General features: G+C 43.6%; 12 protein-coding genes and 1 tRNA gene. 6 read left to right on the top strand and 7 right to left on the bottom strand.

Annotation, left to right across the window (positions count from 1 at the left end):
- Nucleotides 1–4 precede the first annotated feature (4 nt).
- Nucleotides 5–1,255, top strand: coding sequence for a diaminopimelate decarboxylase (gene lysA, locus THMIRH_RS01790; RefSeq protein WP_173290177.1), 1,251 nt, complete (start codon nt 5–7; stop codon nt 1,253–1,255).
- Between the two features lie 685 nt (nt 1,256–1,940).
- A complete protein-coding gene (locus tag THMIRH_RS01785; RefSeq protein ID WP_173290175.1) occupies nt 1,941–2,390 on the top strand; it encodes a hypothetical protein in 450 nt (149 codons plus the stop codon).
- Nucleotides 2,391–2,455: 65 nt separating this feature from the next.
- On the opposite strand, the gene THMIRH_RS01780 is transcribed toward THMIRH_RS01785, so the two are convergent.
- From THMIRH_RS01780 to THMIRH_RS01765, 4 genes are all read right to left on the bottom strand, one after another.
- Complete coding sequence (locus tag THMIRH_RS01780) at nt 2,456–3,562, bottom strand: hypothetical protein (RefSeq protein WP_173290173.1); 1,107 nt, start codon at nt 3,560–3,562, stop codon at nt 2,456–2,458.
- A 9-nt stretch (nt 3,563–3,571) separates the two neighbouring features.
- Nucleotides 3,572–4,780: a class I SAM-dependent rRNA methyltransferase gene (locus tag THMIRH_RS01775; protein ID WP_173290171.1), complete on the bottom strand. Its 1,209-nt coding sequence runs from the start codon at nt 4,778–4,780 to the stop codon at nt 3,572–3,574.
- A gap of 140 nt (nt 4,781–4,920) precedes the next feature.
- On the bottom strand, nt 4,921–5,310 hold the full coding sequence (gene gcvH / locus THMIRH_RS01770; RefSeq protein ID WP_173290169.1) for a glycine cleavage system protein GcvH: 390 nt from the start codon (nt 5,308–5,310) through the stop codon (nt 4,921–4,923).
- A gap of 152 nt (nt 5,311–5,462) precedes the next feature.
- Nucleotides 5,463–7,304, bottom strand: a complete 1,842-nt coding sequence (locus THMIRH_RS01765) for a GGDEF domain-containing protein (RefSeq protein WP_173290167.1) — start codon at nt 7,302–7,304, stop codon at nt 5,463–5,465.
- 122 nt (nt 7,305–7,426) lie between these two features.
- Here THMIRH_RS01765 and THMIRH_RS01760 point away from each other — a divergent pair, with 122 nt between their 5' ends.
- Nucleotides 7,427–8,125 (top strand): class I SAM-dependent methyltransferase, encoded by a 699-nt coding sequence (locus THMIRH_RS01760; RefSeq protein WP_173290165.1) that lies wholly within the window; start codon nt 7,427–7,429, stop codon nt 8,123–8,125.
- Here the strand turns inward: THMIRH_RS01760 and THMIRH_RS01755 are convergent.
- Nucleotides 8,093–10,948 (bottom strand): EAL domain-containing protein, encoded by a 2,856-nt coding sequence (locus tag THMIRH_RS01755; protein WP_173290163.1) that lies wholly within the window; start codon nt 10,946–10,948, stop codon nt 8,093–8,095. The genes THMIRH_RS01760 and THMIRH_RS01755 overlap by 33 nt on opposite strands.
- 137 nt (nt 10,949–11,085) lie before the next feature.
- Nucleotides 11,086–11,673, bottom strand: coding sequence for a mechanosensitive ion channel domain-containing protein (locus THMIRH_RS01750; RefSeq protein WP_173290161.1), 588 nt, complete (start codon nt 11,671–11,673; stop codon nt 11,086–11,088).
- Nucleotides 11,674–11,927: 254 nt separating this feature from the next.
- Here THMIRH_RS01750 and THMIRH_RS01745 point away from each other — a divergent pair, with 254 nt between their 5' ends.
- Entirely contained in the window at nt 11,928–13,046 is a 1,119-nt protein-coding gene (locus tag THMIRH_RS01745; protein WP_173290159.1) for a PDDEXK nuclease domain-containing protein, read from the top strand.
- Between the two features lie 290 nt (nt 13,047–13,336).
- Here THMIRH_RS01745 and THMIRH_RS01740 read toward each other — a convergent pair.
- A tRNA-Arg gene (locus THMIRH_RS01740) sits at nt 13,337–13,411 on the bottom strand.
- Nucleotides 13,412–13,621: 210 nt separating this feature from the next.
- Here THMIRH_RS01740 and THMIRH_RS01735 point away from each other — a divergent pair.
- Nucleotides 13,622–14,944 (top strand): hemolysin family protein, encoded by a 1,323-nt coding sequence (locus tag THMIRH_RS01735; RefSeq protein ID WP_173290157.1) that lies wholly within the window; start codon nt 13,622–13,624, stop codon nt 14,942–14,944.
- A 118-nt stretch (nt 14,945–15,062) separates the two neighbouring features.
- Complete coding sequence (locus tag THMIRH_RS01730) at nt 15,063–19,493, top strand: bifunctional diguanylate cyclase/phosphodiesterase (protein ID WP_173290155.1); 4,431 nt, start codon at nt 15,063–15,065, stop codon at nt 19,491–19,493.
- Nucleotides 19,494–19,565 lie beyond the last annotated feature (72 nt).

Raw genomic sequence — 19,565 nt, 5'->3', positions numbered from 1 at the left:
GTCCATGAGCGTTTTTCACTACCAAAACAACCAACTTTTTGCCGAACAAGTCGCTGTGAGCGAGCTGGCTAAACAACACCAAACACCGCTATTTGTCTATTCGCGTGCAGAATTTGAAAATCGCTGGAAAGCCTTTGATGCCGCTTTTGGCGCACAACCCCATTTAGTGTGTTATGCCGTCAAAACCAACTCAAATGTTGCTATCTTAAATGTACTGGCTAAATTAGGCTCTGGGTTTGATATCGTGTCACAAGGTGAATTAGAGCGTGTTTTACGCGCCGGTGGCGACCCTGCCAAAGTGGTCTTTTCAGGTGTTGCCAAAAAACACGCTGAAATTGCCCGCGCGCTTGAAGTCGGCATCCGTTGTTTTAACATTGAATCCCACGCCGAACTCGACCGTATTCAAGGGGTTGCCGAATCCATGAACCTCATCGCCAATATCTCAATTCGGGTTAACCCAGATGTCGATGCCAAAACGCATCCCTATATTTCAACCGGACTCAAAGACAATAAATTTGGGGTAGACATCAATACCGCTCCAGAACTCTATGCGGATGCGGCAGCTTGCCCTAACATCAACATCATCGGAATTGATTGCCACATAGGTTCACAGCTCACCGAAGTCAAACCTTTTGTAGATGCTTTAGAGCGGGTTTTAAAACTCAAAGCCACACTAGAAGACATGGGCATTGACATTCACCATCTAGATTTAGGCGGCGGCTTAGGCATTCAATATACCCAAGAAACCCCCCCAAAAATTGCGGATTACATTCAAGCGCTCTTGACCAAACTGAATGATTCGAGCATAGAGGTGATTATTGAACCTGGTCGTGCCATTGCTGGCAATGCCGGAATCTTGGTCACCGAAGTTGAATATCTAAAACCCACTGAACATAAAAACTTTGCCATTATCGATGCCGCCATGAACGATCTAATTCGCCCTGCTTTATATCAATCGGTGCAAGATATTATCCCGGTGCAACCACGCACGGATGGCGTTGCAGCGGCTTGGGATTTGGTGGGCCCTGTTTGCGAAACCGGAGATTTTTTAGGCAAAAACCGTGCAATGAATTTATTGGCCGGTGATTTATTAGCGGTGATGTCATCAGGTGCTTATGGCTTTAGCATGAGCTCTAACTACAACACGCGTCCGCGCGCTGCTGAAGTGATGGTGGATGGCGAACAAGCCTATGTGATTCGTCCGCGTGAAACCTATGAAGACCTCATGGGCTCCGAGGTTTGTTTACCGGCTTAATTCACCAGCGTTTATTGATTGTTGACTAAACTGAAAGCAGGCTAAAGCCTGCGCCCCATTAAAAATTATCCACTTTGAGGCGAAGGCTTTAGCCTTTTGAATTAATTATGTTTTTTTTCTGAATGAGTGTGCTGACTTATCAGGTAACCCACGCTTCCCTTCGAATCCTTTCGTTATGCCCCTTAACGAAAGGACTGGGGAAAAAGTGGCGCTGTTTGAGCGTAGCGAGTTCGCCACTTTCCAGTCCTGAGTTTTAGGGGCATAGAAATGATGAGAGGGTCGACTTTTTGGTTACTTTTTGGGCGACCCAAAAAGTGACAAGGGCGCTAAGAATAAATCTCAATTAAGAAATACACATTGCAAAAGCGACCTTAATACAAAAATCCAAAATGAATGTAAAACTTCTCGAATGATTTTTGATGTAAGTTAAAGGCAGGCTAAAGCCTGCGCCCCGAAGAAAACAATTGTCAAAGGGGCGCAGGCTTTAGCCTGCTTTTTTACCACCAAACGCACATCACTAAAATTCCCTTAAGTTTTTTGTTAAAAATAGTCACCCATAAGGTTTATTTATAACTTTTAATGTGGGATTATATAGCCTGTTGAAAATACAACGCTTTCTGCCATTGAACCATCGGCGGTTCTGCAACAAAATGCCATGTAAAACATTACCAAAAGGAACTGACTCATGCAAACTATGGAAACCATCGCTGATGAAATCGTCGCTTTAGCGGAAAAATCGGGCTACGGCTTCGGTACTAACAACCTCACCTATTATGTCAATCAAACAATTCAACAAGGCACTGCAAACGCCGAAGACTTTGCAAAGCTGCTAGAGCTTGCCAAGAAAAAGGCCAAAAAAGTTTGCCCTGCCAGAAACCTCAATAACTTCAAAGCCTATGCAGAATCTAAAGACATCGTTTTAAACTTTCGCTCTTTAGCTTTTCTAGAAAATGAGTTAGGGAATAAACCCATGTACGACCTTGCAACCGGCAGTCCGATCGCCGATGTGATTATGGAAGTCTTTGGCGGTTATATTGCATTCGATAAATCCAAACTGCTGGATGAGATGAAATCATTGCGCTTAAAGCAAGTGATTGAAAATCAGATTAAAACCGTTGCTGAAGTCGATTATTGATTAAAAGCATCATCTCGCCTGGCTAGCTATTCGCCAGGCGAGAGTTGTAAAAACCCCACACAACCCTAGCCTTGTGGGCGCAAATACACATGGCTCAGCTGTTCCGCTGTCGGCAATCGGTTCTCTGTTCGTCTTACCCGAACCACTTGCTGCACCTGGGTATCCCACAAAAAGCCAATCGCCTCGCCTGCCAATTCAAAGGCATACAACTCTAGACCTGCACGACCAAAATCTACCAACCAAGCATGCTGTTGCAATGCACTCAAGGCATGCCACTCAGATTCGTTTACCAATAATTGGGGTTGTTCGCTGAGTTTTAAAATGCCATTTTCAGGCGTTTTTAAAGCCAATTTTAACCAGGCCTGGTTGATTTTATCCACTTCTACCAAATAACGCGCATTGGCAATTTGCGCCACTTCAGCTTCGGGTAATTGTAAAAATGCCGCTAAGGCATAAACATCTTCTAGTTGGGCTATCATGCTTTGGCATTGCATCGGGCGACAGGGCATTGCCGCTAAGGCGCGATGCAGACGACAGCCAATCATCTCAGGAAATCTGGCAGCCAAGGATAAGGCCATGGAATTTATGCGCGGAAAATCCTGCAAGGCATTCAAACGCTTATCATCGAGCAGGCAAATATCCACCTGCTCAGCTATTTGCGGATTCACCATTTTTAAACGCAAACTGCGTAAAAATTTAACCGTTTCTGCTTTGCCAGGCCAACCCACCAACGAGGCTTGCGCGGTGCGTTTGTCCGCCAGAATGGCGACCAATTCTGCTTCGGTTTGCGCGGAAGCAACCAAGCGCCATGCCAACACAGGAGAATGGTCTAGCAACTCTAACATTTGCGGATAGCGTCCACAAAAATGCAATAAGCGCAGTTGGTGAGTTTGAAACAGCAAACAACTTTCTTGCACCCAAGCGGGGATTTGTTTTTTCCAATCCATTAAGGCATTTGAGTTTGGCCAAGCCAGCGGCTTGAGCAGTTCGGGATAAACCGGAATGGGTTCGTTGGAAAGCATCATGCTGTCCCACGAAGGAATAGACACCACGCCCACTTTAGGCAGCACTTGCCTAAAGTCGACCCATAAGACATTTTCAGCACCATCCCAATAGCTGTGTTTGGCAGCGTGTGCCGCCAAAAGTTTAAGTTGCGATGGGCTAAAATTCATAGGCAAGGGTTACAGACTGGATGAAACTTTAAAGAAAAATGTTTTGATGTATTCGGTTTCTGGAATAGACGGATGCACCGGATGATCTGGCCCTTGGTGGCCTTGATCAAACAGTTGCAAATGGCGGTCAACATGGCGTGCCGCTTGTTGCACTTGATTGATCAGTCCATCACGGGTCATGTGATGTGAGCAAGATGCCGACACCAAAATGCCATCTTTTTCGATTAAACGCATCGCCATTTCATTGATGCGACGATAGGCTTCTGAACCCGCTTTTAAATCTTTTTTGCGTTTGACAAACGCTGGTGGATCTACGATGACCACATCGTATTTATGGCCTTCTTCTTTGAGAGCTTTCAACACATCAAACGCATTACCTTGCACCGTAATGACTTTTTCGGCAATGCCGTTGAGCAAAGCATTGCGATCCACACCGTCCAATGCAAATTCTGAGGCATCCACACAAGTAACTTCTGCCGCACCGGCGACACCCGCTGCCAAGCCCCAACCACCTAAATAGCTAAACACATCTAACACGCGCTTGCCCTGCACCAAATCCTGTAAACGGCGACGCGCCATGCGGTGGTCGTAAAACCAGCCGGTTTTTTGGCCATCTTTCACCGGAATGGCAAACTGCGTGCCGTTTTCGGTGATGATGATTTCCTCTGGCAAAGTACCAATCACTTCATCTTCCGCCACAGGCAATCCTTCTAATTCACGGCTGCCAGAGTTATTGCGCACCACGATGGCTTGCGGGTGAAATAGATTTTCTAGAACTTGAAGAATATCGTGCTTAACACGCTCCATACCTTGCGTGGTGATTTGCACCACAAACACATCGTTAAAACGGTCAATCACCAAACCAGGCAAACCGTCACTTTCACCAAACACCAAACGGTAACAAAGTTCAGAAAAATTCATCTCACGCAATTGCAAGGCGGCTTGCAGGCGGTTTTTGATAAAAGTTTGGTTAAGTTTTACTTTGGGATTACGGCTCAAGACACGCGCGCAAATTAAGGTATTGGGATTAACATAAGCAATGCCAATGGCACGCCCATTCGACTCTTCTACTTGGACCACTTGACCGGCTTCAAAGTTTTTCAAAGGCGTGGCTTCGGTATCGATTTCGTTGCTGAAAATCCACAAATGTCCTTGCTTTAAACGGCGGTCTTCATTTTTTTTAAGGCGTAAACTCGCCAAGGCTGGGCTATCGGTCATGGATTTTCCTAAACTCTGTTCATCTAAAAGACTTGCAAGTGGGGCTTGCAAAAGTCTTTATAAAAAATAAAACCGTCAAAGACGGCTTTAAAAAATTAGGTTGAGTGAAACACCGTTCACTCAACGCACTCGCACATGCATTACTGAGCGTCTACGAGCTCGGCATATTCTTCATCAGACAATAAGTCTTCTAACTCAGACTCATCATGCGGACGAATTTTGAATAACCAACCGCCATCATAAGGCTCGTCATTGACCAACTCTGGGCTGTCTTCTAAGTCTTCATTGATTTCGACAATTTCGCCGCTGATTGGGGCAAAAATGGTAGAGGCGGCTTTCACCGATTCTAAAGACATGACTTCATCAGTGGCAGACACATCAGAACCCTCATCGGGGAAAGTCACTGACATCAATTCGCCCAAAGACTCTTGGGCAAAATCCGTAATACCAACCACGGCTAAACCGTCTTGGTCAATATAAACCCATTCATGGGTTTCGGCATATTTTAAATGACTGGGTAACACGCTCATATTTCACCTCTAAGAACAAACCATAATAATGGCAAAATCATACCAAGAAATGACCAGGCCTGGTGATTTTTAAATGGGTTTTGCGCGTGTTTTGCGAGATTTTTTTGAGGGTGGATTTTTGTAGGCAAGATTAGTGGGTTTGTTTTATTGAGCTAACCCACCACCACACAATTTCGCCCTTTATCTTTTGCGGCATATAAGGCTTGGTCAGCGCGCTTATAGAGCAGGGTAAAGTTTTCTACGTGGCTCAGTTCTACTACGCCCAAACTGATGGTAACCGGCAATTCCAAATTGCCTAACGACATATTTTGTATCGCCATGCGCAAGCGTTCGGCAATGAGCGCGGCATCTTCCAGTTTGGTTTCTGGCATAATCACCATAAACTCTTCGCCGCCAACGCGACAGAGGGCATCCGTTTCACGAATGTAAGGCGAGCATTCGCGCGCTACTTTTTTAAGTACCAAATCCCCTACATCATGACCGTAAGTGTCATTCACCTGTTTAAAGTGATCTATATCAAATGAAATCAATGACAAAGGATTTTGATAGCGTTGCGAGCGCTGAATTTCTTCATCGATGCGCTGATTAAAATAATGGCGATTGCGTAAACCGGTTAAATCATCATGGATGGTGATATGCTCAAGCTCTTTTTTATAAAGCTCTTGCTCGGTAACATCGGCCATTAAAATACTGACCAGCCCGCTTTCTTGGTGAGCCTGCATAATATTAGATGCGGTCACGGTCATAATGAATGTTTTATCACGATATTGAATTTTGGCTTGATGGGTCATGTCCGTGTTTTGCAGAATGTAATCATACCAATACAAATCCCCCATGTGCTCTTGCAGATACCCCTCTTCTTTGACAAAGGTATCGCAGACGCAACGGTAAGTATTGTGAAACTCTTCAAGGGTTTTAAATTCATTGAATAAGTCAAAAAACGCCTGATTGGCTTTGACCAATCCCTTGCGATCACTCACAAACACAACTTCTTGGGCGTGATTAAATATTTGATAAAAGAACAAACGCTCAAAATCCGCTTTGCGTTTAAAGAATACCAATAAAACCAGCAAAAACATCAAAGAGGCGATGAAAAAATAGCCCCAGAGATATCGGCTGTCTAAGTTATCAAACTCGTGCCAATCAAAAGCTTCTATGTGTTTCACCATTAACCAATAGGCAAGCACTTCGCCCATTCCATCCCGAATGGGATAACTGGCCACAAACTGACCATCGATTAGCTTGTAATCCTTGATACGAACCAAGTCGTCTACCGAATGGCTTTGCAAAAAGACTTTTTCTGGCTCTCCTGCGGCATGATTAGTGAGCAAGTACCCTTCATTTTCAGCAATCGCTTTCAAGCGCGACAGTTGATCTAAATAAGGGCGATTAATCAGCAACATGGACATCAGATGTTCTTGTTTTCGCAGATCATAGTCAATGGAGTTAAATTGGGTAATGACCTCAACAAAGCCTAAAAACTGTTTTTGACTACCATACAAGGGCACAATCGATTTCAGTGATAAGGCAAACTTACCAATGCTAATGGCCGTATCTACCCGCGGGTGTTTAATCAGATCAGCCAGTTCTTTGCGAACCTCAATCAAGGAATCGCCCTTTTTATCTGTCCAGCTTCTTAAGCGGCTAACGCCCTTGGCATCTACCACCTGAATCCAGACATTTTTATAGCGGGTATTTAAAGCGAGGCTGGTAGACACATCATTCAGGTGTAATTCAGAAACAGGGGCGTCATTTTCTAACACAGAAATTAAGCTAGGCCAGTGCGACAAGGCCGTTGCCAAAACTAAATTGCTGTGTTGTTTACTGTCGATTTGGGTTTTGATTTCGCGCCCTAAATACTCTTGGTAATTGGTAAATACTTTGTGGCTAACGCTTTGTCGATCCGATTGATAAAACGGCACCATGACAACAGCGGGCACAATCCAAGCCATGATTAACAAAATCCAGTAGCGCCAAGTCAGCGTAAAGTTCACAAAAACCCCTGATTTATTCTTAGTCGGTAACGCCCGCGTTACTCAAAACAATTTTATTTATTATCGAAGTTATAATAGTGCCACACAAATTAATTTTTTTTTAAAAAGTGGTTGCTTATTCTATGACTCAAAACACCCAATCTGGCTTAAGCCAACCGACCATTGAATACATTCTTGACCAAGGTCAAACCAAACTGGCCATTTTACCCGCTGACAGCGGGCCGGTTTTTATTGACTTTAATGCCGGTAAAAAAGCGCATCGCCGCCAATTTGGGGGAGGCAAAGGGCAGCCTTTAGCCAGAGCCATCGGCCTTCACACTCAATATATTCCCAGCGTGATCGATGCCACCGCCGGCATGGGCTCAGACAGCTTTGTATTTGCCAGTTTGGGATGCGAAGTCTTAATGATTGAAAAAAGCGAGCCGGTTGCCCAAATTTTGGCAGATGGTTTAGCTCGCGGCCTCCAAGACCCAGAAATACAAGACATCTTAAACCGCATAACCCTCGTCAACGCCGATGCAACCGAATATTTGCTGCAAGAAAAACCCAGTGTCGATGTGATTTATTTAGACCCCATGTACCCAGAGAAAAAGAAAAGTGCTGCGCCTAAAAAAGAAATGAAACTGTTGCAAACCTTAGTTGGCCCCGACCTAGACAGCCAAAACCTGCTCGCGGCTGCTCGGCAAATCGCCAAATATCGTGTGGTGGTTAAACGCCCTAAAGGCGCGCCCTATATTGGTGGCCAAAAACCGCAAGCAGAAATCAGCAGCCCCAATACGCGCTACGACCTATACATTAATCGTGCTTTGCCAAGTCTTTAACCAGTCAGGGTAAAACTGCGGCTTGGCAAACAAAAACCCTTGCAACTGCAACTGGTCAAACCTGGCCAATCGTTGCCATTGCGTGGTATTTTCAATGCCTTCAGCAACCACTTCTAATTGCATTTGTTGTGCCATGGCATAAATAGAAGACACTAAACTGCCTTCCAACCCGTAACGCTCCATACCCAAAATAAAGGCACGGTCTATCTTCAATTCATCTACCGGTAAATGCTGTAAATAACTCAACGAAGAATAGCCGGTACCAAAATCATCAATCGAAAAGCGAATACCGTGTTTTTTAAGCTCTGTCATTTTGGCAATAACTTCGTCCAAATCATCTACAAACAGGCTTTCCGTGATTTCAATCATCAAACCCTTTGGATTTGCGCCTGCCGCTGCCAAATACCCTAAACACTGAGCATTAAAATAGGCTTGGCGAAAATGCTTGGGGCTAATATTCACCGCCACTCGAATATTGGGCTGTATTTTTTGAACCTGAGCCAAAATGGCACAGGCCTGCTCCATAACCCATTCGCCAAGGGACACGATCAGGTCAGATTCCTCTGCCAGCGTAATAAAGTGACCCGGTGGCAAAAGCCCTTTTTCGGGATGCTGCCAACGCACCAAACATTCTAACCCCACCAATTCTTGACCCTGCGATACCTGGGGTTGCACAAATAAACGCAACTGCTGGTCTTTAATGGCGTGCGCCAGCTCTGACTGCAGATGATGTTTTTCCAATTGCTCGGCCATCATTTGGGCGTTATAAATTTGCAACCTTATCGCATTGGGCTGACGCGCCGCTCTTAACGCCATGCCTGCCTGATTAAATACTTGGTTAATGGCATCAATGGGCAATTGCCCCTCCGCTTGTCTAAAGGCACCGACACCAAAACAAGCTTCCAGCATAAAGCGTTTACGCCCGACTTCTAAGCGCGGTTCTAGGGCGGTCGCTGCCAATTGCCCCATCTGCTCTATCCATTCGTCTACCTTAGACTTTTCGACCCTATTCTCACAAAATATCGCAAAATGGTCCGCTGCTAAACGCGCCACCAACCCTCTAGAACCATAAACAATACTCAAGCGTTGCGCCACAGCGCACAAAACACCATCCCCGACTTCCATGCCATGCAACTGATTAATAAACTTAAAGCGCGTTATATTAATCAACACTAAACAACCTTTAACCGGGTAAGTATTGTTTGCTTGTAAACACTTATCTAAGGTTTCAATGAGTTTATTGCGATTGGCAACCTGCGTCACTTCATCTTGATACAGCAACTCTTCTATGCGTTTTTCGCGGCGCTTTCTTTCGGTCAAATCCCGTTGTATACCCAAGTAATGAGTCACTTTGCCCATAGCATTTTTGACGGGTGAAATGATTGCCTGTGCGGGATAAACAGAGCCATCTTTGCGTCGATTAGACAGCTCACCACGCCAAACCTTGCCCTCTTTTAAAATTGCCCACATGGCTTCATACTGTTCAACAGGGGTTAATCCCGACTGCAATACACGCGGATTTTTGCCCAGCATTTCGGTTTCTGAATAGCCGGTCATATCTAGAAACATGGGGTTCATGTAATTAATATGCCCCTCTGAATCGGTAATCACTATGGCTTCGGGGCTTTGATCCACCGCTTGGTTTAATAACCTCACTTGATTAAGCGCCACTTCTAAACGATTGCGCTCTTGCGACAGCAACCTTTGACGCTGAACCATAAAAAACAAAGTTGCCATCACCCAAAAAACAAACACCCCTAATCCAATGAGTAATTCTGTAAACCACATATCCACAAAATCACGCAAGGTAAAGGTTTCTTTGTCAAACGGGGCTAAACGCAATTCGCGCATCAGGGCATCAATGGTGCGATAGTCACCGGCAATGTTAAATCCAGCGATATTCATAGAACGCGCCAAGTCGCCCATACTGGGTATCGACAATAAGGCGGCAGCGACTTGACGCGCCACTTCTTTATCAACATGCGGCATGGCAGCAAATGGCCATTCAGGGTATAAAGCCGTACTGGTCACAAAGGGAAAATCGGGTAGGCGCTGGGCATTGATTAACTTCAACTGCCCCATGTCTAGCTTGCCCTTTTTAACCAAGCCTTCCAAAACACCGGTGCGCACAAAGCCCACATCTGCTTGTCCAGACAAAACTGCCTCTAGCGCCAAACTTTGTGGTTGACCTGTTTCTATCAAGGTGGCTTGCCCAGGTAAACGCACACCATGCTTAAGCAACTCATAGGCTTGCATTTCATAGGCCCCTAACGAACTGGTTGCCGCCGCCGCAATGCGTTGCCCTTTGATATCTTCAAGCGTCACTAGATCATCACGATCATGACGCGTAAAAATGACCCCACCAAAGCGGTCAGTGGCAAAGTCCCCTTCCAAATTAATCAACGAAGCTAAGGGCGAAGTTAACCCTGATTGATAAGTTAATAAGACATAATGTGCTGGCTGAGTCAGTACAAAATCAACCTGATGCTGCTGAACCGCCGTTTCTAGCTCTGCCAAATGCAAGACTTCTAATTGAAAAGAAACGGGATAAAATTTTTGATTTAAATAGTCAACTAACGGCTGCCAACGCTTATGGGTGCTGGGCTTATCTCTATAGGCCAAGACCGCCAATCGATAAGTCAGCGCTGCTTTGGCGTTAGACACATTTTCTGAGGATTGAAGCGGGGCATTCGCAAAACCCTGAGGACTGCTTAACAAGCTAAAAACCAGCGCTATCAAACCCAATAACGGATAAGAACGCTGATTATTTAAACTTTTAGCAAACCCTTGCGCTGGGGTTTTAAAGCAAGTCAATAAGCCCATAAAACATCTTCAAAAAAATAAAAAAACAACATACCACACATCTATTAAGCGACACAATAAGTCAAAATGCCAAAGTCTTCTACTGGCATCCATTCATGCCAAATATTTTTGACAGTTCTTGCACTCAACCCCCTGATTTACTCCTGACTTTTTGAAAGGCGCTGCTTGAGTAAACTACGACGAGAAGGCTTAGGCACTTCTGGCGGCTGAAAATCTGTTTTGCGGACGGCTTTTTGCAAAATCAAATTATTGGGAAAGGCAATCAAATTGCCCTTATCGTCTTTGAGTAGCACATTAAAAAAGTTAATTTCTTGAATGCGGCCTTTAACGGTATTAGGCCCATCGAGGATTTCAATTTCATCACCATTTTTGGCCGGCAAGGTAAAAAACACGATGATGCTCGCAGTGATATTGCTCAAAATAGACCACTGGGCAACCAAAGCTACCCCTATCACCGCCAATACTGACGAAGCCACAACCAGCAGCGCTTGGTAATCAATCCCCCAAACGACCAAAAGCACCACTAACCAAACAACCACAATCAGTGACTTAAAGTAGCGGTAAACTTGATAACCGCGCTCATGCGGCACATGCTTAACCAGGCTGATGTTTAAAATGAGTTTTTTCGCCATCCATTGTGTAAAGACAATGGCAAATGGAATCAATACACTGATTACAATCTGTACATAAGGCAAGTTATCAAGCCATGAAATCTTATCTATCATGCAATTCTCATTCGTTTTTTAATGCAGTAATTTTGTCACAAACTGACTCACTCAATCGCAAAATTTCAACACTCGAGCTTTAAATCCTGATAATACGATTCTTATATGTTTGAATGTCGATGCTCAATATTAATTTCATCACTCTAGTCAGCAATTTTGTTACTCAGAAAAATTTGACAATCTCAGGCTTAATTTTGGCTTAAGATACTTAAATAAAAAGAGCAACCTTATCAAGACCAAATGAGTGTGCACCAATGTCAATTATCCAAAAACCGCAAAACTTTTCTGCACTACTCGGTCAAATTCAACAGGCTGACTCACAACTTACCAAGCTTGCCAGCAAAGCGGTCAATATCAGCTTAACGCTCAGAAACTGGCTTATTGGGTACTACATAGCAGAATACCAGCTGCAAGGTCAAGACCGTGCTGACTATGGAGAACAACTCTTCGAAAAACTTGCTAAACAACTCAAAAGTCTTGCAGTTTCTCGAGTTGATGCCCGTGAGTTACGCCGCTACACACAGTTTTATCAAACCTACCCTCACATTCGGGAGACACTGACTCCCGAATTAAAATTGCAAAGCTTAGAAATGGGAGACAATATCTCCCAAATTCAAAACCAATCAACAACCTTGTGGCAAACTCAAGTGGTCAGTCGTTTGTCTTTCAGCCATCTAGTCGAGTTGATTGCCATAGCAGACCCAATTAAACGCCAATTTTACGAAGTAGAAGCCATGCAAGCGCAATGGAGTGTGCGAGAACTTAAGCGCCAAATAAACAGCCTTTATTACGAGCGCTCTGGGTTATCAAATAACAAGGCTCAACTACAACAACTGGCCAATCAATCTGACCCAAAAAATACACCAGGCCTGGTGATTCGTGACCCTTATGTTTTTGAATTTATAGGCTTAAAGCCGCAAGAAGTCATGAGTGAAACGCACTTAGAAGCCCAGCTAATCAAAAAGTTAGAAGACTTTATGCTAGAACTAGGGCACGGCTTTTGTTTTGAAGCCAAACAAAAACGCATTTTAATTGGCGATGACTATTACTTTATCGATTTAGTGTTTTACCACCGCATTCTCAAATGTCATGTATTAGTAGACTTAAAACTTGAAGACTTTAATCATACCAACATCGGCCAACTCAATACCTATGTCAGCTGGTATAAGGCCAATATGATGGCGCAGGGCGATCAACCCCCCATAGGTATTTTGCTATGCACCAACCAAAATAACGCCCTAGCAGAATATGCGCTGGCCGGCATGGACAACCAACTATTTGTTTCTAAGTACCAACTAGAACTACCGAAACCTGAAACCATGAAAGCCTTTATTGAACAACAAATTCAGCAGCTTGCAGCAGACTCAGAATAAACCTCAATCTAACCCAGTCAAAACTACTTAAATATCTAAAACCCTATTTTGACCTTAGAGACTAGGATTTAAAAAACTTTCAGAATTTTTTAACAGGTTTGACGCGCATTACCTGACAGAAAAAGCCTAAGACAAGAGAATTGAATTTAAGTTGATTAACAAATAAAAAGCAATCATTGAGTGGCCAAAATAATACGCTCGGATTTTGCTGGTTTTGGTATCACCAAATTTGGCATCATTGTGTCACTTAGATAAAAATTGGTGACTTCGGACTAAACTCGGAAATTAGATGGCGCTCTCGGGAGGAATCGAACCTCCAATCTACCCTCCGGAGGGGCAAGTTATATCCATTTAACTACGAAAGCTTTTTTTTGAAGCCATATTATAGGGTTTTGGCAGCATTTAATGAAAGTATTTCTAACTTCTGAGAATTAAGTTTCAAATTTTTTTGAGAGAAGTTGAATTTTCGCAAAGCATTTGATTTTCAGGTCAGTATCAACTTTGATGATAATTTGAACATTTTTGAATGGGTTTGTTAGAATCTTGATTTATCTACCCCTATTGGAATCTTTTTCATGAATGCCTTTTTTATCCTTGCTTTTCTGATAGTGCTCTCCGCTTATTTTTCACTGGCAGAAATGGCTTTGGCTTCTTCTCGTCAGTCTCGTTTAGCCCAAATGGCTGAAGATGGGGATGCGCGCGCGAAAAAAGCTTTAAAAATTAAGGAAGACCCAAGCAGATTGCTGGCTGCAACGCAAACTGGTATTACGGCAGCAGCTTTGTTAGTGGGTATTTATGGTGAGTCGGCCATGTCTTTATTTTTTGTCGAGTTTTTAAGCCATTACTTTCCAATTTTAATCTCCTGGGTAGAAGAAATCGCCTTCACCCTTACCATCATATTGGTTACCGCCGTTACCATTATTTTGGCTGAAATTGTGCCTAAACGAATCGCGATCGCTCAGCCTGAAAAAGTGGCGGTGTTTTGCGCCCCCTTTATGTTATTTTTTATCAATATGATGACCCCGGCGGTTTTTATCCTGTCTTGGATTTCCGATAAAATTTTGCTTATCTTACCCGTTGACAATGCCCCCTCAGTGACCAGTATTGAGGATATTTTAGCCTATGTAGACGAAGGCAAACGCTGCGGAACGCTTGCCCCTGAAGAGAGTCATTTAGTGGGTAATATTTTCAAGTTTGATGACAGAAGTTTGGCTTCTATTATGACGCCAATAACCGATGTGGTTTGGCTTAACTTAATGGCGCCTAAAGAAGAAAACATGCGCACTTTACGCGAAACACCCCACTCTCGTATGCCGATCTGCAATGGCGACTTGCAGCACATTATTGGGATTGTAGAAAGTCAGCATATCTTAAAAAGTGCGCTCGATGGTGAAATTGACTTTGCTGAAATTCATATAGAGCAACCCCTTTTTATACCCTCCACCTTATCTTTATTTGATTTACTGCGTACTTTTCGTCAAAAACGCGCCACATTTGCGCTGGTGGTAAGCGAGTTTGGACTTAACGAAGGGATAGTCACCATGGACGACCTAGTGTTGTCATTAGTGGGTGATATGATGCCGACAGGTGATAATCCAGAAGATGCACTGGCAATTAAACGGCCTGATGGCTCTTGGTTGCTCGATGGGCTTTTGGCCATCGATGATTTGAAAGTAAAGCTAGACATTCACTATATTAATCAAGAGGAATTAGGTAATTTTCATACCGTTGGTGGTTTTGTACTGGCCTCTCTTGGCAGAATTCCCCGCAAAACCGAACAATTTGACTGGTCTGGCTGGAGCTTTGAAGTGGTTGATGTCGATAACAACCGTGTTGATCAAGTACTGGCCACAAAATTGGGATCAACAAAAACCAAAAACAACGAATCAACCCCTTAATTCGACTCGTTATTTCAACGCTTAAATTCTACCTTAACAACCATTTTAGGCTTGCTAACTAGCCAGGATTATTCGTTTATTACAAGATTATTGGCAACCTTTAAAAGTTTCCTCTAAAATGGAAACTTGTAAAAAAATAACTGGCCTAATTTTGTCTTATTCCATCGCATCTAACCCAAAATCGATTAAGCAACTGGTGCAGATTGGCATTACTTTCTTGCTGCTCATGCTGATCATTCCTTTGTTAGCCGCTTTTGTGATTAATGATTACGAGCGCCAAGTTCAAAATAGAGCCTTTGAAAACCTTGCCGCCATTACAGACCTTAAAACTCGCCAGCTAGAACATTGGTTTAATGATAAATACAAAGTTTCACAGGTTTTAAACTCTAATCCCATTTTGCTGTCACACGCCGAAGCCTTAATCAATAACCCCGACTCAACTGAAGAACTTCAAACTTTGACTAAGATGTTTGAATCTTTGCGAACTCTATTTGAATTTGAATCCATTTCTTTAATCACTCCGGATCAAAATAAACTGGTCAGCGTTGGTAATTCGCACAACATTTCTTTGGAAACAAAACTGTTAATTGAAAAAAGTATCGCAACCCAAAATTCAGTTAACCACTATCAAATCTACGATGAATTTGGGCGTTCACACTTAGATTATGTTGTGCCCCTTATTCATCAAACGGCAAATAATAACCAAGTGTTTGGGCTGGTATTAATTCATCTTGACCCCAACGATTTTATCTTTCCTTACATTCGCAATTGGCCAACCCCCAGTCAATCTGCCGAAACCTTATTGGTTCGCCAATCTGGCCAACTGATAGAAGTTTTAAACCCCGTTCGCCATGCTCATCAACATCATCTTAACGACCCCATTGCAGATTTTGACGACCCCAAACTCCCTGCAAATATTGCTCTCAAAGAACGCACCGTTGGCTCGATGATTGGACTAGATTATCGCAACCATAGAGTTTATGCCGCTTACAGTCCCGTGGAAGGTACGGATTGGATGCTGATTTCAAAAATAGACATGGAAGAAGCCAATCAACCCTTAATTGAGTTGTCTGAAAGCCTAATCCTCATTACCTTTTTGGCTTTATTGATTACGGCGATCGCCCTTTGGTTTGTGCTTAAAAAGCAAGGGCAGTCCATGCAACTGCAAATTCAAAACGAGAAAACCAAATCAGAAAGAGTGCTGCAAAATTTTTACGAAATGCCCTTTATCGGCATGGCCATTTTGGAACCCCAGCACTTTGGATTTACCCGCTTTAATCAACAACTACTAAGCATATTAGGTGACCAAACAGATGACCTTAGCAACAAAACGCTGCTCGATATTGTTGATGTGCAACATCACAACACCCTAATTCAAAGTTTTGAAGACATTGCCAATCATAAACAAGATGGCATCAAATTGTCTGTAAAACTCAGTGGCGAACCCCATGAAACAAGCATTGTTAACTTGGACATTAAATGTATTCGTGACGATGATGGTAAACCCAGTTTATATTTGGCAACCTTGCAAGATATCAGCGAATTGACAGAGGTTTCTGAACAAAATGCTGCGCAAAAACGGCAATTACAAACCTTGGTTAATACCATTCCTGATTTAATTTGGGTAAAAGACCTAAACGGTGTTTATCTCAGCTGTAACCGAATGTTTGAAAAGCTGTATGGCACAGAAGAAGACGAAATTATCGGCAAAACCGACTATGACTTTGTAGATAAAGAAACCGCCGACTTTTTCCGCCGACACGATTTAAATGCCATGAAGCAAGGTAGACCGACTGAAAATGAAGAATGGTTAACCTTTGCTCAAAACCAATACCGTGGTTTATTCGCCACCATTAAAACACCTGTTTTAAACGAACAAGGCAAAGTGATTGGTATTTTAGGGATAGCGCGCGACATCACCGTTAGAAAAGCGGCCGAAGAAAAATTAGCACAACTCAGCCAACTTTACGCAACCATCAACGAAATGAATGAAGCCATCGTGCGTTGTAAAAATGAAACCGAATTACTTGAAAGTGTCTGCGCGATTGCCGTTCATTACACGGGAATTCAATTGGCTTGGATTGGATTAATTGATGAACACAACATCCTAAGGCCTGTCACCTTTGCTGGCACTCATTCCGACTATCTACAAGACCTTGAAATTGACTTGAATGGCCTGTCATCCAGTGCACAAGGCCCAACCGGCAAAGCCATTTTTGAAAACCGCATTTTCTGGTGTCAAGATTTTGCAAACAGCCCGATTACAGAGCCGTGGCACGAAAAAGGCAAACAAGCCGGCTGGCAATCTTCGGCTGCAATTCCGCTCCACCAAGAAGGCAAAGTGATTGGCGCCTTAAACATTTATTCTCAGACTTTAAATGCCTTTGACACGCCAGCACAAAACCTACTCACAGAAATGGCCTCCAATGTCAGCTTTGCCCTCAATAATTTTGCCTATGCAAAAATCCAGCAAGCCTCTGAAAAAATTCAAAATGAATTACTGGCTCGCTTAACCAAAATATCGCAAAGTTTACCCGGCATGGTGTATCAATTTAGAGTCACGCCCGAGGGTGTGATGAGCTTTCCGTTTGCCAGCCATGCCATCAAGGATATTTATCTGGTAGAACCTGAAGCCGTCACTGAAGATGCCTCTCAAATTAATGACCTCATCCACCCTGAAGATTTGGAAGGCTTACACAGCTCTATCTTTGCATCGGCACAAACCCTAACCCCTTGGCGTCATGAGTATCGTCTAAAATACCAAGATGGCACGATTCGTTGGCTCTCTGGCAACGCCATGCCCGAAAAAGAAAATGATGGTTCAATTTTATGGCACGGCTTCATTAACGATATCACCGAGCAAAAAAACAGCCAAGAAAAAATCGAGCTGGCTTCCAAGGTTTTTGAACAAACCCACGAAGGCATTATGATTACTGATAGCCAACAGCAAATCCTATTGGTGAATAATGCCTTTAGCGAAATCACCGGATTTAGCGCTGAAGAAGCCATTGGCAAAACACCCAAAATATTAAGTTCTGGCAAGCATAACGCTGATTTTTACCAACAGATTTGGCAAACGCTCAATCAAGAGGGTCATTGGCAAGGCGAAATCTGGAATCGCCGTAAAAATGGAGAAGTTTATCCTCAGTTACTCAGCATAACGCGCGGTAAGAATGCCCTCGGTGAGGTTTCTGAATATATCGGTATGTTCTCAGATATTTCCCAAGTGAAGGCCTCTGAAGAAAAAATTATCAATCTTGCTCATTTTGACCCCTTAACTCAATTAGCCAACCGCCAACTATTGATGGACCGTTTGAGCCATGCCGTTAGCAGTGCCGAGCGTTACCAAGCTGAAGTGGCTATTTTATTTTTAGACCTAGATCATTTTAAAAATATCAACGACACGCTCGGACACCACATAGGCGACCTGTTGTTGATTGAAGTCAGTCAACGCATGCAACATTTGTTGCGCGAAGAAGATACCGTTTCCAGACCTGGCGGCGATGAATTTATTGTGTTATTGCCGGGCACTGGCGAAGAAGGCGCCGTGCATGTCGCAGAAAAACTGGTCACCGAAATCTCTAAACAAATGGCACTAGAAACTTACAAGGTGTTTATCACGCCCTCGATTGGCATTGCCATTTACCCCCAAGATGGCAAAGATGTCGCCACCCTGCTTAAAAATGCCGATGCCGCCATGTATCAATCCAAACAAGATGGCCGCAACACCTACAAGTTTTTTACCGACGAAATGCAACAACGCTCTTTGCGCTTAATGCGCATCGAAAATGCTCTGCGCTCTGCGCTGGATAACCACCAACTCAGCCTAAACTATCAACCCCAGTTTGATGCCTTCACTGGTCAAATGATTGGGGCAGAAGCCTTAATCCGCTGGAACCATCCTGAAATGGGCAATTTATCGCCTGCCGAATTCATTCCGATTGCCGAACAAAGTGGGCAAATCATTCCCATCGGCGTTTGGATTTTGAAAACGGCGTTACAAGAGTTAAAGACTTGTCTAAAAATGGGCTATCCGCCCTTTACCATGGCCGTAAATTTATCGGCTATTCAATTCAAGCAAGCAGAACTGCCACAGCAAGTGTTGGCTTTGCTAAACGAATACGAAATTTCGCCCGAATACCTAGAACTAGAACTCACCGAGAGTGCCGCCATGGCCGACCCAGAAGCAGCGATTCAAATGATTAACACCCTGGTTTCTAGCGGCATTCAAATTGCCATCGACGATTTTGGCACAGGCTATTCATCGCTCAGTTATTTAAAGCGCTTTAATGCCACCAAACTCAAAATTGACCAATCTTTCGTGCGCGACATTATGGACGACATGGATGACCGCGCCATCGTTAAAACCATTATCAGCTTGGCAGAAAACTTAGGCCTAAAAACCATTGCAGAAGGGGTTGAAACTGCCGAGCAAATGGCTTTCTTGCAACAAGAAAACTGCAGCGAAATCCAGGGCTACTATCTCAGCAAACCGCTCTCGGCTAATGATTTTGAAACCTTTTTATCCGAGAACCAAGCGTTTAAATAACCGCCAAATCCTCTGGCTTCAATCCTCACTTTACTTGGCAGCTATGCTATAGTGAATGTTTATCCAAAGCAG

The organism is Thiosulfativibrio zosterae, from assembly GCF_011398155.1.
Classification (GTDB): domain Bacteria; phylum Pseudomonadota; class Gammaproteobacteria; order Thiomicrospirales; family Thiomicrospiraceae; genus Thiosulfativibrio; species Thiosulfativibrio zosterae.
Note: the sequence above shows the minus strand (reverse complement) of the source record. Positions and strands in the feature narration are given on the sequence as shown.